Annotated in this window: 18 protein-coding genes and 1 riboswitch; of the genes, 11 read left to right on the plus strand and 7 right to left on the minus strand. The window is 73.7% G+C overall.

Annotated elements, in window-relative coordinates:
- The first annotated feature begins 410 nt into the window (after positions 1–410).
- Positions 411–3,095 carry a sugar-binding protein gene (locus ACQPZO_RS23085; RefSeq protein ID WP_433343895.1) on the plus strand — a complete coding sequence of 895 codons (2,685 nt, stop codon included), beginning with the start codon at positions 411–413 and terminating at the stop codon, positions 3,093–3,095.
- 186 nt (positions 3,096–3,281) lie between these two features.
- Here the strand turns inward: ACQPZO_RS23085 and ACQPZO_RS23090 are convergent, their stop codons facing one another.
- Positions 3,282–5,018: a glycoside hydrolase family 3 protein gene (locus ACQPZO_RS23090; protein ID WP_433343896.1), complete on the minus strand. Its 1,737-nt coding sequence runs from the start codon at positions 5,016–5,018 to the stop codon at positions 3,282–3,284.
- A gap of 104 nt (positions 5,019–5,122) precedes the next feature.
- A complete protein-coding gene (locus ACQPZO_RS23095; RefSeq protein WP_433343898.1) occupies positions 5,123–5,614 on the minus strand; it encodes a DUF3145 domain-containing protein in 492 nt (163 codons plus the stop codon).
- Between the two features lie 390 nt (positions 5,615–6,004).
- Here ACQPZO_RS23095 and ACQPZO_RS23100 point away from each other — a divergent pair, with 390 nt between their 5' ends.
- The 5 genes from ACQPZO_RS23100 (at position 6,005) to ACQPZO_RS23120 (ending at position 12,203) form a co-directional block, all read left to right on the plus strand.
- Positions 6,005–6,334, plus strand: coding sequence for a hypothetical protein (locus tag ACQPZO_RS23100; protein WP_387025805.1), 330 nt, complete (start codon positions 6,005–6,007; stop codon positions 6,332–6,334).
- Positions 6,335–6,606: 272 nt separating this feature from the next.
- Positions 6,607–7,530, plus strand: a complete 924-nt coding sequence (locus ACQPZO_RS23105) for an alpha/beta fold hydrolase (RefSeq protein WP_433343900.1) — start codon at positions 6,607–6,609, stop codon at positions 7,528–7,530.
- A gap of 167 nt (positions 7,531–7,697) precedes the next feature.
- Positions 7,698–9,815, plus strand: coding sequence for a HelD family protein (locus ACQPZO_RS23110; protein WP_433343901.1), 2,118 nt, complete (start codon positions 7,698–7,700; stop codon positions 9,813–9,815).
- 106 nt (positions 9,816–9,921) lie between these two features.
- On the plus strand, positions 9,922–10,836 hold the full coding sequence (locus tag ACQPZO_RS23115) for a cation diffusion facilitator family transporter (RefSeq protein WP_433343903.1): 915 nt from the start codon (positions 9,922–9,924) through the stop codon (positions 10,834–10,836).
- A gap of 153 nt (positions 10,837–10,989) precedes the next feature.
- Positions 10,990–11,119: riboswitch (cyclic di-AMP (ydaO/yuaA leader) on the plus strand.
- Positions 11,120–11,123: 4 nt separating this feature from the next.
- Positions 11,124–12,203, plus strand: a complete 1,080-nt coding sequence (locus ACQPZO_RS23120) for a coiled-coil domain-containing protein (protein ID WP_433343905.1) — start codon at positions 11,124–11,126, stop codon at positions 12,201–12,203.
- 81 nt (positions 12,204–12,284) lie between these two features.
- Here ACQPZO_RS23120 and ACQPZO_RS23125 read toward each other — a convergent pair whose 3' ends face one another.
- The gene (locus ACQPZO_RS23125) at positions 12,285–12,755 is read right to left on the minus strand and encodes an SRPBCC family protein (protein WP_433343906.1); all 471 of its coding nucleotides are present in this window, start codon (positions 12,753–12,755) and stop codon (positions 12,285–12,287) included.
- A 197-nt stretch (positions 12,756–12,952) separates the two neighbouring features.
- Entirely contained in the window at positions 12,953–13,321 is a 369-nt protein-coding gene (locus tag ACQPZO_RS23130; protein WP_350889171.1) for an STAS domain-containing protein, read from the minus strand.
- 355 nt (positions 13,322–13,676) lie between these two features.
- Between ACQPZO_RS23130 and ACQPZO_RS23135 the strand changes: the two genes are divergently transcribed.
- Together ACQPZO_RS23135 and ACQPZO_RS23140 are read left to right on the plus strand one after the other, a co-directional pair.
- Complete coding sequence (locus ACQPZO_RS23135; RefSeq protein WP_396671316.1) at positions 13,677–13,823, plus strand: hypothetical protein; 147 nt, start codon at positions 13,677–13,679, stop codon at positions 13,821–13,823.
- Between the two features lie 227 nt (positions 13,824–14,050).
- Positions 14,051–14,449: a hypothetical protein gene (locus ACQPZO_RS23140; protein WP_433343908.1), complete on the plus strand. Its 399-nt coding sequence runs from the start codon at positions 14,051–14,053 to the stop codon at positions 14,447–14,449.
- Positions 14,450–14,577: 128 nt separating this feature from the next.
- On the opposite strand, the gene ACQPZO_RS23145 is transcribed toward ACQPZO_RS23140, so the two are convergent.
- Positions 14,578–17,313, minus strand: coding sequence for a cellulose binding domain-containing protein (locus ACQPZO_RS23145; protein WP_433343910.1), 2,736 nt, complete (start codon positions 17,311–17,313; stop codon positions 14,578–14,580).
- Between the two features lie 284 nt (positions 17,314–17,597).
- A complete protein-coding gene (locus ACQPZO_RS23150) occupies positions 17,598–19,388 on the minus strand; it encodes a hypothetical protein (protein ID WP_433343912.1) in 1,791 nt (596 codons plus the stop codon).
- Positions 19,389–19,610: 222 nt separating this feature from the next.
- Between ACQPZO_RS23150 and ACQPZO_RS23155 the strand changes: the two genes are divergently transcribed.
- Positions 19,611–20,291 (plus strand): BON domain-containing protein, encoded by a 681-nt coding sequence (locus ACQPZO_RS23155; RefSeq protein WP_433343913.1) that lies wholly within the window; start codon positions 19,611–19,613, stop codon positions 20,289–20,291.
- Positions 20,288–20,836, plus strand: coding sequence for a DsbA family protein (locus tag ACQPZO_RS23160; RefSeq protein WP_433343914.1), 549 nt, complete (start codon positions 20,288–20,290; stop codon positions 20,834–20,836). The genes ACQPZO_RS23155 and ACQPZO_RS23160 overlap by 4 nt, the downstream gene beginning before the upstream one ends.
- Positions 20,837–20,904: 68 nt before the next feature.
- Here ACQPZO_RS23160 and ACQPZO_RS23165 read toward each other — a convergent pair whose 3' ends face one another.
- Positions 20,905–21,474, minus strand: a complete 570-nt coding sequence (locus tag ACQPZO_RS23165) for a helix-turn-helix domain-containing protein (protein WP_433343916.1) — start codon at positions 21,472–21,474, stop codon at positions 20,905–20,907.
- 48 nt (positions 21,475–21,522) lie between these two features.
- Here ACQPZO_RS23165 and ACQPZO_RS23170 point away from each other — a divergent pair, with 48 nt between their 5' ends.
- Positions 21,523–22,317 (plus strand): class I SAM-dependent methyltransferase, encoded by a 795-nt coding sequence (locus tag ACQPZO_RS23170; protein ID WP_433343918.1) that lies wholly within the window; start codon positions 21,523–21,525, stop codon positions 22,315–22,317.
- Positions 22,318–22,354: the final 37 nt, after the last annotated feature.

The following is a 22,354-nucleotide window of genomic DNA, read 5'->3' on the forward strand; positions in this document are numbered from 1 at the left end:
TTCCTTCCTACGGCGAACGAACTATGGAGTCAAGTAACGAAACCGTCTCGGGTTTCGGCGAACCCCTCCACGAGCAGGGGAAACGTCCCCCTTTGGCACCGCAGTCGGGTTGGGCGCATGCGGCCACGCAGGCACTGATGGGGGCAGTTCGGGCGCACTTTATTTCTTACGCAAAGAAAGAAAGACCTTGCAAAGCATTGACTGGCCGCCGCGCCGGTCCTTAGCGTCACCGGGCGAAGGCCTTCCAGTGTGTACGGACCACCGTGCCGCTGCTGTACCCGGTGACCCTGCGCCCGTCGGCGCCCACCGTCCCGTCCTCCACTCGCCGTCCGATCACGACACCCGCGTCGACGCCCCGCGTCCGACGACGGTGGTCGCTGCCCGGACCTCGTAGTTCCGGAAGGATCTGCATGCGAATCAAGGCGTTCCTGCTACCCACGGCGCTCGCCCTGGCCCTGTCCGGGGTGCCCACCGCCGCTCTCGCCGCCCCCGCCGCCGCCGACGCCGTCGACCTGGACGTTCTCTTCGTCAGCGCCCACCCCGACGACGAGGCGGGCAGCCTCGCCACCCTCGGCCAGTGGAAGGAGCGCTACGGCGCCAAGGCCGGCGTCGTCACCATCACCCGGGGCGAGGGCGGCGGCAACGCCGTCGGCCTCGAGGAGGGCCCGCCGCTCGGCATCATCCGGGAGCGCGAGGAGCGCACCGCGATCGGCAAGGCCGGCGTGAAGAACCTCTACAACCTCGACCGCGTCGACTTCTGGTACACCGCCTCCGCCCCGCTGTCCGAGCAGATCTGGGGACACGACGACACCCTGGCGCAGATCGTCCGGGTGATCCGGCAGACCCGGCCCGAGATCATCATGACGATGAACCCGTCGCCGACCCCGGGCAACCACGGCAACCACCAGCAGGCCGCCCGGTTCGCCGCCGAGGCGTTCCAGGCCGCCGCCGACCCGGCCGCGTTCCCCGAGCAGATCAGCAAGGAGAAGCTGAAGCCGTTCCGGGCGGCGAAGTTCCTGCGCTCCGGGGGCACCGGCACCTCGGCCGCCGGGCCGCAGTGCGCCACCAGCTTCGTACCCACCGTGCCGACCGACCAGGTCTTCGGCGTCTGGGAGGGCACCCAGAGCACCACCGGCAAGACCTGGGCCGCGATCGAGGTCGACGCCCGCCGGGAGTACGTCACCCAGGGCTGGGCCAACAGCGCCGACGCCGCCACCGACCCGGCCAAGATCCGCTGCGACTTCTACACCCTGATCGACAGCCGCGTTCCGTACGACCCGGCGGACACCTCCCCCGAGGCGATCCTGCGCGGATCCGTGCTGCCGAACGCGGCCGGCGGCCTGCCCAAGGGCTCCGAGCTGTACCTCACCACCGACCGGTTCGACCTCGCCCCCGGCGAGACCGTCAAGGTCACCGCGCACGTGCGAGCGCCCCGGGACCGGGCACTGGCCGCGCCGCGGATCGACCTGCGGCTGCCGCAGGGCTGGACCGCCAAGGGCTCCGGGACGCTGAACAACGCCGTACCGGCCGGCAAGGAGCGGACCAGGACGTTCACCGTGACCGTGCCGGCTGACGCCGACACCAGCCAGCAGCAGCTCATCGGGGCGACCCTGACCACCCGCCAGGGCGTCGGCCGCACCGACCGGGCCGTCCGGGTCGTCGCCGACGTGCGCGGCACCCTGGAGCCGCTGGAGGAGGTCGGGGTGTTCCGGCAGTGGGCCAGCGAGGGCGGATACCCGCAGCTCGACACCCTGATCAAGCCGGTGCTCACCGTCGGCTCCGGCCAGAGCCGGCCGGTCCGGATCGACCTGCGCAACCACGGCGTGGCCGCCCAGAGCGGCACCGTCACCCTCGGCCTGCCCGCCGGCTTCACCGCCGACGCCACGACGAAGAGCTACGCCGACCTGGCCCCCGGCGCGACCGGGGCGGTCACCTTCACCGTCACCGCCGACGCCAGCCTGCCGACCGCCAACGAGGGCGGCACGGGCGGCGACTACGGCATCACCATCACCACCACCAGCAACGCCGGCAGTGCCGTGGAGACCGGCGCCCTGGAGGTCATGCCGACCACCGAGGTGCCGCAGGCCGGCCCCGGCCACGCCGTGGACGGCGTGGCCTCCCCCGGCGAGTACCCCGGCGAGGAGCTGGACTTCTCCCGCATCTGGGAGGGGCAGGCCACCACCCCGCAGGACGCCTCGGCAAAGGGCCGCATCGCCTGGACCGCCGACGCGCTGAAGGTGTACGTGCAGGTCACCGACGACGTGCTCGGCACGAAGGTCGTCCCGGAGGACTGCAAGCGGCAGCGCCGCACCGACAGCGTGGAGATCATCGTCGACCCGAAGGGGAACTCGGCGGACACCTCCACCGTGTTCAAGGCCGGCATCTTCCCGATCACCGACGACCCGGCCAACGGCAACCCGCCGTGCTGGCAGCGCGACGCCGACAACCGGCAGGGACCGGGCGCCACCACCGCGCCGGGGATGACCGTGGTCAGCAAGGTCACCAGCCCGTACGCGGGCTACACCATCGAGACGAGCATCCCGTTCGCGGTGCTGCCCGACGCGGTGGACCCGGCCCGGATGGGCTTCAACGTGCTGGTCTACGACTCGGACACCCAGGACCTCAGCTCCCAGTCCCGGCTGGGCTGGTCCACCTTCACCGGCGTCCGGGCCGACCCGTACCGCTACGGCCTGGCCACCCTGCCCGGTTACACCCCGGCGCAGCAGCAGCCCAGCGCCCCGGTGTTCCCGGACACCTCCGCCCGCAGCGTGCACAGCCCGCAGACCATCGCCCAGTCGGCGGTGGACGGGGTGGCCCCGGCCGCCGTGGCCAAGCTGCCCGAGAAAGCGCTGCGGCTGACCGACCAGCGCCGGGTGGCCGGCGGGGTGCTGGTCACCCTGCGGGCCGACCGGGCCGGCACGGCGTACCTGTACGCCTGGAACGGCACCACCGCCATCGGTGACAAGAAGGTCGAGCTGACCGCCGGCCGCGCGGTGAGCGTCGTGGTTCCGGTCGCCTCGGGCCGGCCCAGCGCCCTGCTGGCCGCGTTCGAGTCGAACGGCTCGGCCCTGGCCAGCAAGCTCCCCCTGAACTGACGCACCAACCGGGGCCTGCCGGCGACGCATCCGCGTCGCCGGCAGGCCCCGCGTCTTGCGCTCTGCACCCCGCTCTCGGGCACCCCGCTGTTGGGCACCCCGCTCTCGGGCACCGCCGCGAACGGCGCGCGCATCGCCAGCGGCCAGTAGGCCCCCGCGCGCGACCCGGATGTTGCTCCCGTCGGGTCAGTTGCCGCAGGCCGTGGCGGGCAGACCGGAGACCGGCACCGGGGACCGGCCGGCCGGGCGGGCCTTGCCGGCGAGCACGTTCGCCAGGGCGGTCATCGACGCCCGGCCGGAGGAGTACGTGGCCAGCAGCGTCGGCGACTTCGCCTTCGCCAGCAGGTACGGGGTGTCCATCGCCACGGTCACCGCGGCGTCGGCGCTGAGGTCGGCCGAGCCGTCGCCGTACCCGACGAGATGCACCCTCGTGCCGCCGCTCGGGACCACCTTCGCCCCGGCGGCGGTGAGCGCCTCGGCCAGCAGGGCCCGGGTCTTCTCCCGCCCCCCGGAGGAGGTGACGGTGACCGGGCCGCGCACCCCGGTCGCGCAGGAGCCGCGCAGCACGGTCACCGCGCCGGCCGCCAGCGCGTCCGCTGCCTGCCGGTGCGCGGGGCTGTTCAGCGTGGACATCGCCGGGGCGGGCGTGTCGGCCAGGGTGAACTTCATGGTCAGCACCCGGGTGACCGCCTCGACCAGCCGGTCCCGGGGCAGCGAGCCGTCGCGCAGCGCGGCGAGCAGCCCGTCGTACGCCTGGGTGACGTTCGGGGGCATCAGGATCAGGTCGTTGCCGGCCTTGAGCGCCCGCACCGCCGCTTCCCCCGGTGCCCAGCGCTTGGCCGGCGGCATGTTCATCCCGTCGGTGACCACGACGCCCTTGAACCCGAGCTGGCCGCGCAGCACGTCGGTGAGGACCTTGCGCGAGAAGGTGGCCGGGGTGCCCGGGTCGATGGCGGTGACGTCGAGGTGGGCGGACATCACCGCGAGTGCACCGGCGTCGATCCCGGCGGTGAACGGCGGGAACGCGGTGCCGTCGAGCACCTTGCGGCTCTGCGGGATCACCGGGACGTCCTTGTGCGAGTCGGTGGCGCTCAGGCCGTGCCCCGGGAAGTGCTTGACGCTGGCCGCCACCCCGGCGCTCTGCAACCCCCTGACCGCGCCGGCGACCTGCGCCGAGGCCCGCTTCGGGTCTGCGCCGAAGGACCGTGAGCCGATCACCGTGCTGCGGGTGACCAGCACGTCGGCGACCGGGGCGAAGTCCATGTTGATCCCCATCGCGGCCAGCTCGGCGCCGGCGGCCCGCCACGCCGCCTCGGTCAGGGCCGGGTCGCCGGCCGCCCCGGCGGCCATCGGGCTGGGCAGCAGGGTGACGCCGTCGGTGATCCGGGTGACGATGCCGTGCTCCTGGTCGGTGCCGACCAGGAAGGGCGCGGCGGCGGTGGGGAGCTTCCCGGCTGCCTCGCGCAGGCCGGTGGTCAGCTCGTAAACCTGCTTAGGGTTGTCGACGTTGGTGGTGGCCTGGTTGCCGGCGGTCGGGTCGTCGGCGCTGAAGCCGACCAGGATCAGCCCGCCCAGCCGGTACTTCGCGACCATCTCCGCCGGGGTGGCCACCCCCGCGAGGGACCGGTTGCCGGCGGCGGAGCCGTCCGAGACCTTCGTCGCCGAGCTGCCGTACGCGTACGGCATCAGCACCTGGCCGACCAGGTCCTCGTCGGCGAGGGTGCCGACCAGGGCGGTGGCCCGGGCGGCCGGGTCGGCGGCGGCGGGCGGGTTACCGGACGCGGTCGGTTCCGCCGCGGCCGTGCTGGCCGACGGCGTGGGACGGGGCCGGTCCGGCTCCCCCGAGCATCCGGTAACGAGCACAGCGGTCAGGGCGGCGAGCGCGACGCCGGCACGTCGCGAGGTAATCGACACGCGGACCATCCCACCAGTTCCCCCCTTATCAGGGCAACTTGACCTGGTCAAACATCACCCCGGTCGGGCGCATGGGGGCAGCGCCACCCCACCGGACGCGCGGCGGGCGCGGTTCAGCCGACCCGGGTGAGCAGGGTCACCGGCGCGCCGTCGCCGGCGTACCGGTAGGGCTCAAGCTCGGCGTCCCACGCGGTGCCGAGCGCCTTGTCGAGGGCGTGCGCCAGGGCCTCCGGGGCCCGGGCTGCGGCCATGATGGCGCGCAGCCGGTCCTCGCCCAGCTGGATGTCGCCGGCCGCGCCGACGGCGGCCCGGAACAGTCCCCGGCCCGGGACGTACATGAAGCGCTCGCCGTCGACGCCCGCGCTCGGTTCCTCGGTCACCTCGAAACGGATCATGGGCCACTGCCGGAGGGCAGCAGCCAGCTCGGCGCCCGTCCCCGGGCGACCGGTCCACCCACACTCGGCGCGACGAGCACCGGGGTCGACGGGCTGAGCCGTCCACTGCAGGTTGACCGGCGCGACAAGGACGCGCGCGATCGCCCACTCGACGTGCGAGCACACGGCGAGCGGGGTCGAGTGGACGTATACGACGCCACGCGTTGGCACGGTGACCTCCCGGAGAGCGAGGTGCGTCTTCCCCTACGACCTCGACCACCCGAGTGGCTGTTGCAACACATGATGACTCCTGTGACGGATGGTGCGCCAGTGAATCGGCGAATTCGCCGGAACGGGCGCTCGGATCCACCCCGGCCCGGGCCACCGGAGCGGCCGTCCCGGGTCGGCCGGCGAGCGGTCCGACCCGGCGGAATGCCGGGCCGGCGTCCGTGGTTGTGCCCTTCGGACAGGCACGGTGACCAGCCAGGCATCGCGGTCGTGTAAAGTTCTCTCGGCGGCTTGTGCCGCGCACAACTTCGGCGGACCGAGGCTCATTCCGAGCATCACCCGCCACAGCCCCCGGACGTTACCGTCCTCCCGTACGTCTCAAGGAGTACCTCCGTGGCGAGCAACACCTCTAAGACCGCGCGCGCGTCAGTCCGGGCCGGCCAGGCAGGCCAGGGTGGCGCCCTCAGCGTGCTGGGCGAGTTCAAGTACGTCATCCCGCTCAACGGCGGCAAGCACGCCTACGTGCGCAACCTGACCAACGGCAAGACCGCGCACCTGCGCACCGACTCCGAGGCCTTCGTCGAGGAGATCCGGGTGCTGGCCGCCGCCGGCCACGCCGCCAAGATCCGGGCCGAGCTGAACAACCTCGCGGCCACCCACCCGGACCACGGCTGGGACGCCACCGAGAAGCGCCTCGCCGAGGCCGGCGTCTTCGGCGGCTGAGCCCGCCCACCGCGACACCAGGAACCGCCCGTCGGGTCTACCCGGCGGGCGGTTCGTCGTCTCCGCCTCCGCGCACGGCAGGCGTCACCTCCCGCCCACGGTGGCGTCACCTCCCGCCCACGGCAGGCGTCACCTCCCACCCCACCCCACCGCAGCCGGCCGGCTGACCTCCTTCCCCTGGGAGGGTTGGCGTGGTGTCATGACGGGTAGCCGGTGTTACCGCCGGGTCACCCGATGGTGAAATTCTCGCGGCGGCCCGAGGGGAGGCGGCGATGCCGAAGCAGACCGAGGTGCGGCTCGCCGACGACGTGCGGCTGCACGTCGAAGTGTCCGGGCCGGCGGACGCCGAGGTCACCGCGCTCCTGCTGCACGGCTGGACGCTGGACGGGCGGAGCTGGCACCGGCAGCTCGCCGAGGTCCGGGAGCGGTTCGGCGGCCGGGTCCGGGTGGTGACCTACGACGCCCGGGGACACGGCCGGTCGAGCTGCATGGCGCTGCGCACCGCCACCCTCGCCCAGCTCGGCGACGACCTGGTCGCCGTGCTCGACGCGGTGGCCCCGACCGGGCCGGTGGTGCTGGTCGGGCACTCGATGGGCGGCATGACGATCATGGAGTACGCACACCGCCACCCCCGGCACTTCGCAGCCCGCACGGCCGGGCTGGTCTTCGTCTCGACCACGGCCGAGGGGCACACCCACACCGCCTACGGCCTCTCCCCGCGCATCGCCCGGCTGATCCGGCTGGCCGAGACCGCCGGAGCCGGGGTGCTGGCCCGCTGCGGCGCGTGGCGCCCGCCCCGGGCGCTGCTACGGGCCCTGCAGCCCAGCATCCGCTGGATGCTCTTCGGCGACCGCTGCGAGCCCACCGACATTCGGCTGGTCACCTCGGCGGTGGCCCGCGCCTCGCTGCGCTCGATCGGCGGCTTCCGGGCCTCGATCGGGACGCAGCACCGACTGGACACCCTCGCCGCGCTGGCCCACCTACCGGCGGCGGCGCTGGTCGGCGACCGGGACCGGCTCACCCCGCCGCCGTGCGCCGAGTCGATCGCGGCGGCGCTGCCGGCGACCGAGCTGACCGTCTGCCCGGGCGCCGGGCACATGCTGATGATGGAGCGGCCGGACCAGGTGAACACCGCCGTGGCCGGCGTGCTGCACCGGGTCCTGGCGGGCGCGCCGCACCCGGCTTCCCCGGCCTGACCGGAGCCGCGTCACAGGGGCGAGCGGCGGTCCGGGACGTGGGCTGGATCGCGGCGGCGGCATGGCCCCGCATCCCGGTCGGCCGATGGCCGTACCCTCTCCGGTTAGCCCGAGGCGCGGCCCGCGCCCCGGCGCGGCCGTCCGCCGCCGTCTGCGAGGAGCTGCGCGTGACCGACCGGACCACCCTGGAGCAGGAGATCGCCGTCGAGCAGCGGCATCTCGACCGGGTGTACGCCCGCCTCAGCGAACTGCGCCGCTCGGCCGCTCAGGCCGAGAAGGACGGCTACCAGCTGGCCCGGGTGGGCAACTTCGGCGCGCTGGTCGAGCGGGACGCGATGGTCTTCCACGCCGCCCAGCGCCGACACCGGCTCGACGCCGAACACGAGGGGCTGGTCTTCGGCCGGCTGGACCTGCGCGACCGGCAGGTGCTGCACGTCGGGCGGCTCGGGGTGCGCGGCGAGGACGCGGAGACCCTGGTGGTGGACTGGCGGGCCCCGGCCGCCGCCGCGTTCTACCAGGCCACCCCGGCGCAGCCGCTGGGCGTGGTGCGGCGGCGCACCATCGGGTCCTCGGCCGAGCGGGTGACCCGGATCGAGGACGACCTGCTGGACCCGGCGGCTGCCCCGCCGGACATGGCTGTGGTGGGCGACGGCGCGCTGCTGGCCACCCTGTCCCGGGCCACCGGCCGGGGCATGCGGGACATCATCGCCACCATCCAGCGGGAGCAGGACGAGGCGATCCGCTCCCCCGGCTCCGGGGTGACGATCGTCTCCGGCGGCCCGGGGACGGGCAAGACGGCGGTCGCCCTGCACCGGGCGGCGTACCTGCTGTACTCCGATCGCAGCCGATACGCCGGCGGCGGCATCCTGGTGGTCGGCCCGTCGGCGGTGTTCGTGGAGTACATCGCCTCGGTGCTGCCGTCGCTGGGCGAGGAGACCGCGACGCTGCACTCGCTCGGCTCGCTGTTCCCGGGGATGGACGCGACCCGCACCGACCCGCCCGAGGTGGCCGCGGTGAAGGGATCGCTGCGGATGCGGCGGGTACTTGAGCAGGCTGCGCGGGACGCGGTGCCGGGCGGGCCGGGCGAGCTGCGCCTGCTCTACCGGGGTGCCCTGCTCCGGCTGGACCGCCGGGAGCTGGACGGCATCCGGGACCGGGCGCTGTCCCGGGGGGCCCGCCGCAACGAGGCGCGCCGGGCCGGCTTCGACGGCGTGTTCGCCGCGCTGTGGGCCCAGGCCCGGCGGATGAACGTCGGGCGGCTGCCGGAGCAGCGCGCATTCGAGGACGAGATCGCCGAGCGGTCCGAGTTCCGCGAGTTCCTCAAGGCGTGGTGGCCCCGGCTGCACCCCCGGCACGTGCTGGGCTGGCTGGCCCGCCCGGACCGGCTGCGCCGGTACGCCGGGGGGATCCTGTCCCGGGCGGAGATCGGCCTGCTCGTCGAGGCGTACCGGACGCTGGACACCGAGGGGCTCACGATCGCCGACATCGCCCTGCTGGACGAGTTGGACGCGCTGCTGGGCAAGCCGATGCAGCCGAAGCGGGCCAAGCGGGACCCGTTCCAGCTCGCCGGGGGCGTGCGGGAGCTGAGCACGCAGGCCGACCGGCAGCGGGCGGCCCGGGAGGCGGCCCGGCAGCGCCCGGAGGACTACCGCGACTACGCGCACGTGGTGGTCGACGAGGCGCAGGACGTCTCCCCGATGCAGTGGCGGATGGTCGGCCGGCGCGGCCGGCTGGCGTCCTGGACGGTGGTGGGCGACCCGGCGCAGACCGCGTGGACGGGCGCGGAGGAGGAGCTGACCCGGGCCCGGGACCAGGCGCTGGGCCGGCGGCGGCGGCACCAGTTCGAGCTGACCACCAACTACCGCAACTCGGCGGAGATCTTCGCGGTGGCGGCGGCGGAGATCCGCCGGCTCTACCCGGACCTCAGGCTGCCCAGCGCGGTGCGGTCCACCGGCGTGGAGCCGGTCGCGCTGACCGTGCCGCCGGCCGAGCTGGAACGGGCCACCGTTGCGGCGGTCGCCGCGCTGCTCGGCGAGGTGGAGGGGACGGTCGGCGTGATCACGCCGGTGCCGCGCCGGGACGAGGTCGCCGGCTGGCTCGCCGGCCTGGCCGCGCCGCGCCTGCAGGTGGTGACCAGTCTTCAGGCCAAGGGCATGGAGTACGACGGGGTCGCGCTGGTCGCCCCGGCCGAGATCCGGGCCGATCCGGGCTCCGGCGTGCGGACGCTGTACGTGGCGCTGTCCCGGGCCACCCAGCGGCTGACCACGATCGATCCGACCGGCTGACCGGCCGGCGCCCCCGTCCCCGGTCGGACGCCCGACTTTTACTTGCATACATAGCGATGTGAGCATACATTGAGTCGGGTCCGGATCGGGGACGGAGGGTGTTGGCGTGGGCGCAGGTCATGACCATCACGGCGCGGTGGCGAACGCCGCAGACCGCCACTCAGGGCGACTCTGGGCGGCCTTCGGGCTACTCACCGCCCTGATGATCGTCGAGGCGGTGGCCGCGTTCGGCACCGGCTCGCTGGCGCTGCTCTCCGATGCCGGGCACATGTTCACCGACGTGCTCGGCATCGGCATGGCGCTGGCCGCGATCACCGCCACCCGGCGGGCCACCGCCGACCCCCAGCGCACCTTCGGGCTCTACCGGCTGGAGGTGCTCGCCGCGCTCGGCAACGCCGTCCTGCTCAGCGGCGTCGCGGTCTACGTCCTCGTCGAGGCGGTCCGCCGGTTCGGCGACCCGCCCGAGGTGACCGCCGGCCCGATGCTCGTGGTGGCGACGCTGGGCCTGCTCGCCAACGTTGCCGCGTTCGCCCTGCTGCGCAGCGGGGCGAAGGAGAGCATCAACATGCGTGGGGCGTACCTGGAGGTGCTGGGCGACCTGCTCGGGTCGGTCGGGGTGATCGGCGCCGCGGCGCTGATCACCGTCACCGACTGGTGGTGGGCGGACCCACTGGTGGCCGTCGCGATCGGCGTGTTCATCCTGCCCCGCACCTGGCGGCTCGGGCGGGCCGCGGTGCGCATCCTGGTGCAGGCCGCGCCGGAACATCTCCAGGTGACCGCGGTGCACGACCGGCTGGCGGCGGTGCCCGGCGTGGTCGAGGTGCACGACCTGCACGTCTGGACGCTGACCTCCGGCATGGAGGTCGCCTCGGCCCACCTGACCATGGCACCGGACGCCGAGGTGGGCGCGGTGCTGACCGCGGCCCGCACCGCCCTGCACGAGGACTTCCACATCGAGCACGCCACGTTGCAGGTGGAGCCCGGGGCGTCGGCGGGCCCCTGCGGGCCGACCGGCTGGTGATACCCACACCCATCAATTAGGTGGTGTATTGTGCCTTCATGCCGGTTTTAAGAGTATTGGCCCACGCACCGTCCGCCACGGAGGCAGCGGGGGTCTCAACCGCACCGGTAGGCTCTCATCCGGCCTCCGCCGGGCGGCGCCCTCCGGCGCCTGCGGTGGCCGCCGCCTAATCGCCTCCTGGCGAGCCGGGGAACCATGTTCGTGGGGTGCATCCGCCTGAGCGGTAGGGATCTTCCGTCCCGAACCCGTCAGCTAACCCGGTCGGCGACTGACGGAAGGACATACGTATGCCAGTAGTGGCACCTGTACGAAGGACCGCCGCCCGGATGGCGGCGATGCTGGTGCTGACGCTCGCCGTCGGCCTCGGGTTCGGGCCGGTGGCCCCGGCCGGCGCGGCCCCACCCACCGGCCTGCGCGCCCCCACACCCGGCCAGGACGAGGAGGGCGGCACCCCCGCCCTGCGCGCCCAACTGGAAGCGGCCAGCAAGGGTTACCTGGACGCCAAGAGAGCCCTGGCCAACTCGGTCAAGCGGCAGCAGCAGCTCGGCAGCCAGCTCAAGACGGTCGAGGCGGAGCTGACCGTACGCGGCGCCAAGGTCGACGAGATCGCCGGCGTGGCGTACAAGTCGGGCCGGCTCAGCCCGGTGTCCGCGCTGCTCAACAGCACCAGCCCCGCAGGCTTCCTGGACCGGATCGCCGCGCTGGACGCGGTCGCCACCAACGAGGACCGGGCGCTGCGCGACCTGCTGGAGACCCGGGACCAGGCCGCCAAGACCCGGCTGGCCCTCGACGGGGAGATCCGCGAGCAGCGCAAGCAGGTCACCGTGATGGCCAAGCGCAAGGGCCAGGCCGAGCAGGCCCTGACCGTGGCCAACGAGAAGGCCAGCGCCAGCGCCAGCGGCGGCGGCGGGACCAACCGGGGCACCTCCAGCGCGAACGCCACCCCGGCGAAGCGCAACTCCGACGGGTCCTGGCCGTCGGAGTCGTGCAGCGTGAACGACCCGACCCCGGCCGACGGCTGCATCACCCCACGGACGCTGCACGCGCTCCAGCAGGCCAAGTCTGCCGGCTTCACCCGGTACGTCTCCTGCCACCGGCCCAGCGGCTCCGGCGAGCATCCCAAGGGACGGGCGTGCGACTTCGCCGCCCAGAAGGGCGGCTTCGGCGGGGTGGCCTCCGGCGGGGACCGCACCTACGGCAACAACCTGGCGGCGTACTACATCCGCAACGCCGACAACCTCGCCGTGCTGTACGTGATCTGGTTCAGGCAGATCTGGCTGCCCAGCAGCGGCTGGAAGTCGTACAGCGGGGGCAACGGGGACCCGTCCAGCGACCACACCAACCACGTGCACCTGTCGGTGTACTGACCGCGCGGCGGGTGGCCCCCGCCATCCGGGGGCCACCCGCACAAGCCGTGGGGCCCGGCCTGAGCAGCCCGGCCGCGCCGCTCAGGCCGGCTGGGCCGGGCCGTCCCCGGCGCGGTCCAGCACCTCTCCCAGCCTCCGGGCCAGCCCGAGATGCGCCGACCGGGCCTGCCGGAAGGCGTACCGGAACAGTGGCGCCGGGGCGGCAAGGGTGATCTCCACGTCGATCCGGACCACCCCGCCCGGCTCGTCACGCAGCCGGGTGCGGTTGCGCACGGTGGTGGCCGGCCGCTGCCGGGCCACCGTGACGATCTCGTCGTCGGTGACGACCAGCACATCCGCCTGGTACGTCACCGGGAAGCGCAGCAGACCGGCGGCGAGCCGGTCGGTGATGGCGTAACTGGCCCGGGCGCCCGGCCGGGCCGGCAGCCGGCGCACCCGCGTGATCAGTGGATGCAGCTCGCCCTGCCGGGCCGGGTCGCCGAGCAGCGCCACCGCCTCGGCCCGCGAGCAGCGGGCCTGAACCGAATACTGGAAGGTGTCTCGCCGAAGCACGTCCCGATCGTCCCGCACCCGGCGCCCGGAGGGAAGGACCACCGCCCCGGCCACGGTGAACCGCCCCAGAGTGACCGAGTGAACCGCCGCCCCAGAGTGACCGAGTGAACCGCCGCCCGATAGTGACCGACCCAGGGTGAACCGACCCGGCGGCCGACGAAGACCGGGGCACCCGGGGCGGGCTGGGCGGGCGGCCGTCAGGCGCCCGGCAGCACCTCGGGGGTGGCGGCACCGGCACCCGCGTAGTAGGGCTCCGGAGCGCCGAACAGGCCGAGCAGCCCGGTCACCCAGAGCTGTCGGTGCACGAACCGGCTCGGCTCGGTGACGACCAGCTTCACGCTGCTGACCTCGGCGGTCTGGAAACCGGCCACCATCGCGCTGATACCGACGGAGTCGATGAAGGTGACGAGGCGCATGTTGAGCTCGATGCGGGCGGGACGCCCCTTGGCGAGCACCTCTGCGATGGCTTCGCGCACCTCGTACGCGGTGTCGACGTCGATTTCGCCGCGCGGGACGATCTCGATGACACCACCCGACAGTACCGACTTCACGATCGACAGGCTCACGCGAGCACCTCCACTCGCCCGTTCACGGGCGCCTCATCAGTACGCGGGCCGCGACCGAGAGTATTCCTCCGACGGCCTCGGTCGCCACCCCTCGGGATGAGCAATTCATGGATCAGGACACAGCGGGCTGGCCCTTATCCGGACTTTTCACGTCCTGCTCAGCGGACGATCGACCGGGGCCGACGTCGCCGACCCAGGGTAACGGTGACCCCCGACCTTCGCGCGCACATTGTGCGCCGGGCGCGCCCCGCCCCGCCCCGCCCACAGCGGACCGGGTGAGAGAGGTCACCGCCGCCGTTGCCCGGCCCGCCTACGCTCGGTGGCGCCCGTCACCCGTACCACGGAAGGACCACTCATGATCCGGAGACTGGCCGGCCTCGCCGGCGTCGGCGCACTGCTCGCTCTCATGCTGGCCTGCGGCTTCGGCGGCGCGGGTGACGACGACGATGACGACGACGGCGACGACTTCGCCCGTGGCGCTGCCGTGGTGTCCGTCCGCTGACCGCCGCCGTCCGCTGGCCGCCGCCAGACGGGCCGCCGCCGGACGGGCCGCCGCCGGACGGGCCGCCGCCGGACGGGCCGGGTTTGCGGCCGGATCCGGCGGGGCACTGCCCGACTGGGCGGACGGGCGGACCGCCGGACCATGCCGGTGGGCGGGGCGCCCGAGCCCTGCCCAAGCCGAAAAGCCGAAGTGGCCGCAAGCTTCGGCACCCCGAGGAGGTAAGAACGATGTTCGGAACCGATCTGCTGGAACGCCGCAGCAAGCCCGAGCGAATCGCGGACCAGGCGTGGCAGCACCTGGTCTCCGCCGTCAGCTCCGCCGGGGACAATGTCCGGGACACCGCCCGTTCGGCCCGCCGCAACGGTTCGGGCCTCGCCGACGACGCCGGTGACCTGGTCGGCTCCGCGGCCGAGGCGGCCCGCCGCCGGGCGTTGCTGGCCTTCGACGCGCTCGCCGGCCGCCGCCCGGCCCTGCCCTGGACGCTGCTGATCGGCGCCGCGCTGGTCGGCGCGGCGGTCGGCTGGGCCGCGGGGTCGGCCGCGCGGGCCGCTGGCGACCGGAACGCCGACGACATCGAGTTCGTCGACGTCGACCGGCCCGACTCCCCTGTCGGCCTCGACGGCTGACCCGACCGGTCCGGCGGCGCGGCGATCTCCCGCCGCGCCATCGGACCGACCGAGAACCAGATCGACCGACCGAGAACCAGACCGACCGACCGGCCGAGAACCGAAACGGACCGGCCCGCCGAGAACCGCTAGCGGGCGACGGTGGCGGTGCAGCTCAGCACCGGCACCGAGTTCGCCCCGGTGAAGCTGCCGAGGAAGCCGAAGCTGGTGCTGGCACCGGTGCCGAGGGCGCCGTTCCAACCGGCGTCCCGCACCACGACCTGGGTGCCGGTCTGGGTGAACGAGCCGCCCCACAGCTGGGTGAGCCGCTGCCCGTCGGCGTAGTTCCACGCCACCGACCAGGCGCTGCTCGGTGACCCGGTGTTCCTGACGGTCACCTCGCCCTGGAAGCCGCCCGACCAGGATCCGGTCACCTTGTACGTCGCCGTGCAGCCGCCAGCCGGGGCCGGCGTGGTCGGGGACGGCGGCGGCGTGGTGGTTGGCGGGGGCGTGGTGGGCGGGGGCGTGGTGGGTGCCGGGGTGGTCGGCGCGGGCGTGGTCGGCGACGGACTGGTCGTGCCGCCGAGCCGGTCGGCTACGAGGATGCCCCGGCCGTTGGTGCCCAGGTAGACCCGGCCGTAGACCCGGGGGTCGCCGGTCAGCGCCTCGCCCGCGTTGCCGTACTGGTGCTTGTCGTCGTTGATCCGGACCCAGCTCACGCCGGCGTTGTCGGACCGGAACACGCCGTGCTGGCCGTCGACCGTGCCGAAGGTGAACAACGCCGGGTACGTCTGCCCGGGGGCCGCCTTGCCGAAGCCGACGTTCACCGCCGACGACACGTTGGCGAGCTTGGTGAAGGTGGCGCCGGAGTCGGTGGAGTGCCACAGGCCGCCCTCACCGGCCAGCCAGATGTCGCCCTCCCTGCCGGGCAGTGCCTTGAACTTCACGTTCCCCGTGGTCGGCAGGCCGGTCGCGGCCGACGCGGCGAAGCTGGCCCCGCCGTTGGTGCTCACGTAGAACCTGCCGCCGCCGAAGCCGTAGAACTTGTTCTTGTTGACCCGGTCGGACTCGACCACCGCGTTGGCCGGGATGCCGGTCGCCGGGGCCCACGAGGTGCCGAAGCCCACCGAGCGGACCACGGCCTGACCGGCGTCGCCGGGCGCCCAGACGAACTGGCTGCCGTCGGCGGACGCGGCCACCGTGCCGCCGCTGTTGATCCCGGACGGCTCGCCGCCCTGGAACCAGTTTCCCCCGCCGTCGGTGGAGAACGCGACGTGGCTGTCGCCCGGCCGGTCCGCGTCGGCGAAGTTGCCGGCCCGCACCAGCACCGACGGGTTGGTCTCGGCGTAGTCGAGGCTGGTGGTGCTGGTGAAGTTCGGCTGGGTGAACATCATCGGCGGCACGGCCGCGAGGTCGGTGTGCCGGAAGCCGCCGATGTCCCCGAGCGCGCTGACCAGGGGTGCCCCGGACGGCGGGCTGACCAGGTCGAGCACGGCGGTCTCCTCCAGCCCCTTGACCATCGGCTTGATGGTGAGCTGGCCGCCGGTGTCCCATTTGGTCAGGTCGGTGCTGCCGTAGATGGTCGCGCCGGTGCCGTACAGGAAGCGGTTGGAGTCGAACGGGTCGATCTCCACCGACTCGTTCATCCAGCCCAGCTTCGGGGTCTCCTCCGGCGGGGACGGGTTGCTGCCGAAGGTCAGCCACGGCACGGAGCTGACGTCCATCGTGTACTTCTTGGTCTTGTTCGGGTAGCTGCCCCAGTCCCAGATCCGGGTCCAGGTCGCGCCCCCGTCGGTGCTGCGCCAGAAGATGGCGTCCGGCCACCAGGAGATCTGGGTGGCCACCACGAGGGTGTTCGGCTTCTGCCGGTCGATGGTCAGCCCGGAGTAGCCGAAGTACGCGTCGGTGCTGGACGACGGGATCGGGCTGATCCGCGTCCACGCGCCGGTGGCCCGGTTGAACTTCCACACGTCGCCCTTGGCCCCGTCGTACGGGCCGCCGGTGTCGCTGGTGGCGATGTAGAGGTAGCCCCCGACCGGGTCCACCACGCCCTTGTGGGCGAGGTACCCGGTGGGCTGGCCGGCGATCCGCTCCCAGGTCGTGCCGCCGTTGGTGCTGCGGTAGACCGGGTTCTCCTTGTCCGCCACGCCGACGTAGACGGTCTGGGTGGCGGTGCCGGCCGTGCCGGTGCTCTTGTCGAAGCTGACCCAGGTCAGGCCCTGGTTCTGGCTCTGGTAGCCGCTGCTGTCGTTCGGGTCGGCCCGGTAGTTGCCGACGTTGGGGAAGTTCGCCACCTTGGCCCAGGTCGCCCCGTAGTCGGTGCTGCGCCACAGGCCGTTGCCGCCCTCGGCGCCGTAGTACAGGATGCTGTTCCTGTTCGGGTCAACCGCCAGCCGCTCGCCCATCCCCCGGCCGGGCATGTTGCCGCCGTTCTTGAACGGCAGCGCGGTGACCTGCCAGGTGGCGCCCTTGTCCGTCGAACGCAGGATCGCGCCGTTGTTCGGGTCCCAGTCGTTGGTGTACATGCCGACGGCGGCGTACACCCGGTTGGTCTGCACCGGGTCGGTGGCCAGGCTGACCACTCCGTTGTATCCCCACTTGTCGGCGTCGACCCAGTCGAGCAGCGGCGTCCAGGACTGGCTGGTTTGCTCCCAGCGGTACGCGCCGCCGATGTCGGTGCGGGCGTAGATCAGGTTCTTCTCGGTCTGGTTGAACACGATGCCGGGGACGAAGCCGCCGCCGTCGATCCGGACGTTCTTCCAGGAGTACGGCTCCGCCGCCGCGGCGGCGGCCGGGGCGGATGGGGCGACGGTGAACTGAACGGCCACGACTGCTGTGGCGGCGGCCAGCACGGTGGTGACCGCGCCGACGAGACCTCTCCGCATCTGCGGTTCCTCTCGGGATGCCCGTGGGGGTGGGGTACGAGCACGACGCGCGGCGGTCGACGAATGGCCGCGCCCTGGCGCGTCGAGGTGGGGGGAGCGGCCCAGGCTCCCCACCGGCATGCGTGGCTCCCGCTGCCGAGGAAGGAATTCACAGTAGCCTCTCCCCCGACCAGTTTGGAAGCGCTCCCAAGAAAGCCGGTGGACCGGCGCGGGCCACGCCCTGCCCGGGCGGGGTCGCGGAGCGCGGTGGCGGCTCAGCCCGGGCCGCCCACCGCGGCGGCGGCTCAGTCGAGGTGGTAGACGAGCCCGTCGCCGACGGTCTCCCGCCGGATGCCCAGCCCGTCCACCGGCCGGGCCGCCGCGTCGGCCCACGGCGTGCCGGCCGCGTACGCCGGCAGCAGCACCACCGTGCGCACCCCGAGCCCCCGCAGGTACGCCACCGACGCCGCGTCGGGGAAGCTCCCGCTCGCCGCCCGGATCTGCTGCTGGCCGGCCGGGGTGAACGAGGCCAGCCCGTTGACCACCTTCGGGAAGCCGTCGGTGGACCAGAGCATCACGTGGAACTCCCGGATGCCGTCGCTGGGTAGCACCAGCGCCGGCCCGCGCAGCCCGTGCAGCGCCGCCGGCTGCACCGGGGCGGGCACGTGCGGGGTGCGGTTGACCCCCTCGGCGAGCACCAGCAGCATCGGGAGCACCAGTGCCGCCTGCCCCCACCGCCGCCACCGGACGCCGGGCGACCCCGGCTCCGGGTCCGGCTCGCGGACGGTCAGCGCCCCGGCCGCCAGGACGCCCAGCAGCAGCGTCGTCCAGAGCACCAGCCGGCCCGGGGTGCGCACGCCGTCCCAGCCGGGCACGTGCTCCACCAGGGTGACGTAGCCGGGGTCGCCGTCGCCGAACAGCGTGGTGCCGGCGGCCAGCGCCGCGCTGACCAGCACCCCGGCGGCCAGCGCCAGCCGGTGCCGCAACCGCCACGCCGAGACGAACAGCCCGGCGAAGGCGAGCCCGATCAGCACCATCCCGGGCAGCAGGGTCATCTCCCCGGCGAAGCTCAGGGTGGCCCGGGCGGCGATGTGCCGCTCCCCCCACAGCCAGGACTCCGGCGGCGCGGTGAGGAAGCCGCGCAGCGGCGGGGAGAACATCGCGATCTGCTCGACCGTGCGGCGGCCGGACGGGTGCCGGGCCACCACCTCGAAGTAGGGCGCGGCCATCAGCAGGGTCACCCCGGCGAAGAAGGCGCCGCCGGCCAGGTCCGCCACCAGCAGCCGGCGCGGGAACGCCGGCCGGGCCCGTCGCCACCACGACCAGCCGTACCCGACGGCCGCGCCGAGGCAGAGCAGCCCCAGCGCGTACGCGAAGGGCAGGCCGATGCCGAAGCCGAGGCTGACCTGCCAGGCGGCGACCAGCCAGCCGGCCCCCGCCCAGCCCGGCCGGGCCCGGTCCGGCCGGTACCCGTGCCGCAGCGACCAGCCGTGCCCCCGGGCGAGCATGGCCAGCGCCAGCGCGATCCCGCCGATGCTGAGCACGTGCAGGTGCCCGGCCTGGGCCAGCTTCCACGGCGCGTACGCGAAGGACGCCCCGGCCACCGCGGCGCCCGCCCAGCCCGCGCCGAGCTGCCGGGACAGCGCGTACGCCCCGACGAAGGCCAGCGCGTGCACCAGTACGTACAGCAGGTTGTAGCGGACCACGGCGGCGACCGGCCCGTGCCCGATCATCCCGAACGGGGCGTAGCCGAGCAGTGTGTCGGAGTATGCGTAGGTGTACGGCTCCGGCCAGAACGTGTTCGAGTGCCAGACGTGCACCGGGTCGGTGAGCAGGGCGTGCCCGCCCCACGCGATCTGCCACGCCTGGAGCGTCGGGTCGCCGGTGTCCTGCGGGATGGTGCCGGCCAGGTCGCGCAGCGTCGGCCAGGTCAGCACGGCGGCGAGCAGCAGCGAGCCGATCACCGCGAGGGTCCACTCGTGCCGGGCCAGCAGGCCCAGCCGGACGGCCGCCGCCCGGCCCCGTGCGGGGCCCCACCGCCCGGGGGCCCGCCGCCCGGGGGCGGCGGCCGGAGCCGCCGTGCGAACCTCACCCATCGCTCACTCCCCGCCGCCGACAGTCACGCCGCCCACAGATGGTGCCGGACCCGGTGGGTCCTTGTCGACGCCCGGCCGCCTCCCGCCACCCCGGGACGGCCGTGCGCGGCACCCCTCACCCGACCGGGGTGGGTCCGGTTCACCCGCTCCGGCGGCAGCATCGGCCCCGGCGGGCCCACGCGCGCCGCCGACCGTTCGTCGACTTTCGGGAGGATGCAGCCGATGGCCACCGCGACGACCACCCGCACCGACCAGGACATCCAGTCCGACGTGCTGGACGAGCTGACCTGGGAGCCGCGGGTCCAGCCGCACGAGATCGGCGTGACCGTCACCGGGGGCGTGGTCACCCTGACCGGCTGGGTGGACAGCTACGCGAAGAAGTGGGTGGCGGAACGCGCCGCCCACCGGGTCGCCCGGGTCCGGGCGGTCGCCAACGACCTCACCGTCCGGCTGCCCGGCTCGGCCGAGCGCACCGACACCGAGTTGGCCACGGCCGTCGGGCGGGCGCTGGAGTGGGACGCGTTCGTGCCGGTCGAGCGGATGGAGGTCACCGTCGCCGACGGGTGGGTCACCCTGCACGGCGAGGTGGAGTGGGAGTACCAGCGCCGGGCCACCGAACGCGTCGTCGGCCGGCTGACCGGCGTACGCGGGCTGAGCAACGGGGTCACCGTGCGGCCGGCGGCCCGGCCGGACACCGGCGACCTCACCGTACGGATCATCGACGCGCTGACCCGCGCCGCGGCGGTCGACGGCGAGCAGGTCACCGTGCGGGTGCACGGCGACGCCGTGCTGCTGGAGGGCACGGTGCACTCGGTGCCGGAGCGCGAGGCGGTGGAGCGGACGGTCTGGTCGGCGCCCGGCGTCCACGAGGTGCGCAACCGCCTCACGGTGGTGACCCGATGACCACACCGTTGCAGGTCACCGCCCGACTTCGGGTGCCGGTGACCGGGACCGACCACGCCCGAGGGCCGGCGGACGCCCCGGTGACCCTCGTCGAGTACGGCGACTTCCAGTGCGGGCACTGCGGCGCGGTGCACTCGAACCTCGCCGAGCTGCTGCGCCAGCGGGCCGACGTGGTCCGGCTGGTCTACCGGCACTTCCCGATCGCCAACGTCCATCCGTACGCCGAGAGCGCCGCCGAAGTCGCCGAGGCGGCCGGGCGGCGGGACCGGTTCTGGGAGATGCACGACTGGCTGTACGAGCACCAGGACCAGCTCGACCCGGTGCACCTGGCGCTCGGCGTGGCGCAGCTCGGCCTGCCCGCCGACGAGGTGGGCGGCGAGGTGGAGCGGCACGCCCACGCCGACCGGGTCCGCCGGGACTTCGTCGGGGGCATCCGCAGCGGGGTGAGCGGCACCCCGACGCTGTTCCTCAACGACGTCCGGTACGAGGGCGGGCACGCCCTGCCCGAGCTGCTCGCCGCCGTGGACCAGGCCGCCACCGCCTGACCGGGGCCCCGCCGTGGCTTCAGGCGGTGCCGCTTGCCGGTCCCCCTGGTGGACGGCCCCGGGCCCGGTCAGGGCCTCGCCGGCGCCAGGTGGGTGCGTTCCCCGTCGTGGTCGAGGATGCACAGGATCTCGGCCGCACCGCCGTGTGCGCCGAACGCGTGCGGCACCATCGTGGAGAACTCCGCCGCCTGACCGGTCTCGACCAGGATGGTCCGCTCGCCGAGGCGTAGCACCACCGTGCCGGAGAGCACGGTGAACCAGTCCCGGCCCGGATGCACCCGCCCCTCGTCGGGGATCGACCGGGTGATCCGTAGCTTGGCGACCGTTACGCCGTGCGGTGCGCCCTCGCGGGACAACAGCCAGGTAGTGACGCCGCGTGCCTCGTCGCGGTGGGGGCGGATCACCACGTCGTCGTCGGCACCCGACTCCACCAGTTGGTCGAGCGTGGTGCCCAGCGCCCGGGCGATCGGCGTCAACTGGTCCAGGGCGATCCGCCGGTGGCCGGTCTCGATCCGGCTCAGCGTCGACGGGCTCAGAAAACAGCGAGCTGCCAGGTCGTCGAGCGACCAGCCGCGCGCCACCCGCAACCCCCGGATCCGCTGCCGAACCAGGGCGTCCAACTCACCGTCTTGCGTCATACGCAAGATACTATGCTGCCTCCGCAAGAAGCGGGTACCGTCGTCGGCATGGCACATTCGCATTCTCAGCTGGGCGAGATGCTCGACCTCGACGCCGACGTTCTGCACGAGTTCCACCGCGAGGTGATCGCCTGGGCCGGCTCGCTGGTCCCCGACCGGCCACGCATCATCGACGTGGGCGCCGGCACGGGCACCGGCAGCCTCGCGTTGGCCCGACACCTGCCGGACGCCGAGGTCATCGCGGTGGACCTCTCCGACGAGATGCTCGAGCACCTGCGGCACAAGGCCCGGGCGGCTGGCGTCGCGGACCGGATCCGCACCGTGCAGGCCGACCTGGACCAGCCCTGGCCGGACCTCGGGCCCGCCGACCTGGTGTGGGCGTCGGCCTCGCTGCACCACATGGCCGACCCCGTTCGTACCCTCGCCCAAGCCCTCGCGGCGCTGCACCCCGGCGGCATCCTCGTGGCCACCGAGCTGGACTCGCTCCCCCGGTTCCTGCCCGACGACGCCGGTGCCGCGCTGGAGGAACGCGGCAACGCCGCCATCGCCGAGATCCGCGCCGAGGCGGGAATGCACATGGGCGAGGACTGGACGGCCCACCTCACGGAGGCCGGCTTCACCGTCGAGGCGCAGCGGCACTTCGACATCGCCCTGCGAGCACCCCTGCCCCCGGCCACCGGCCGCTACGCCCAGCTCTGCCTGCAGCGCCTGCGGCACGGTCTCGACGGCCGACTCGGTGCCGACGACCTGGCGGCCCTCGACACGCTCGCGGCCGGCGTCCTCGACCGCGACGACCTCATCGTCCGGGCGACCCGGACGGTATGGCTGGCTCGGCGGCCGTAGCAACCCGCGCCCCGAACCCACGCCTCGCGGAGGCCCA

Source organism: Micromonospora sp. CA-111912 (assembly GCF_050948415.1).
Taxonomy (GTDB): Bacteria; Actinomycetota; Actinomycetes; order Mycobacteriales; family Micromonosporaceae; genus Micromonospora.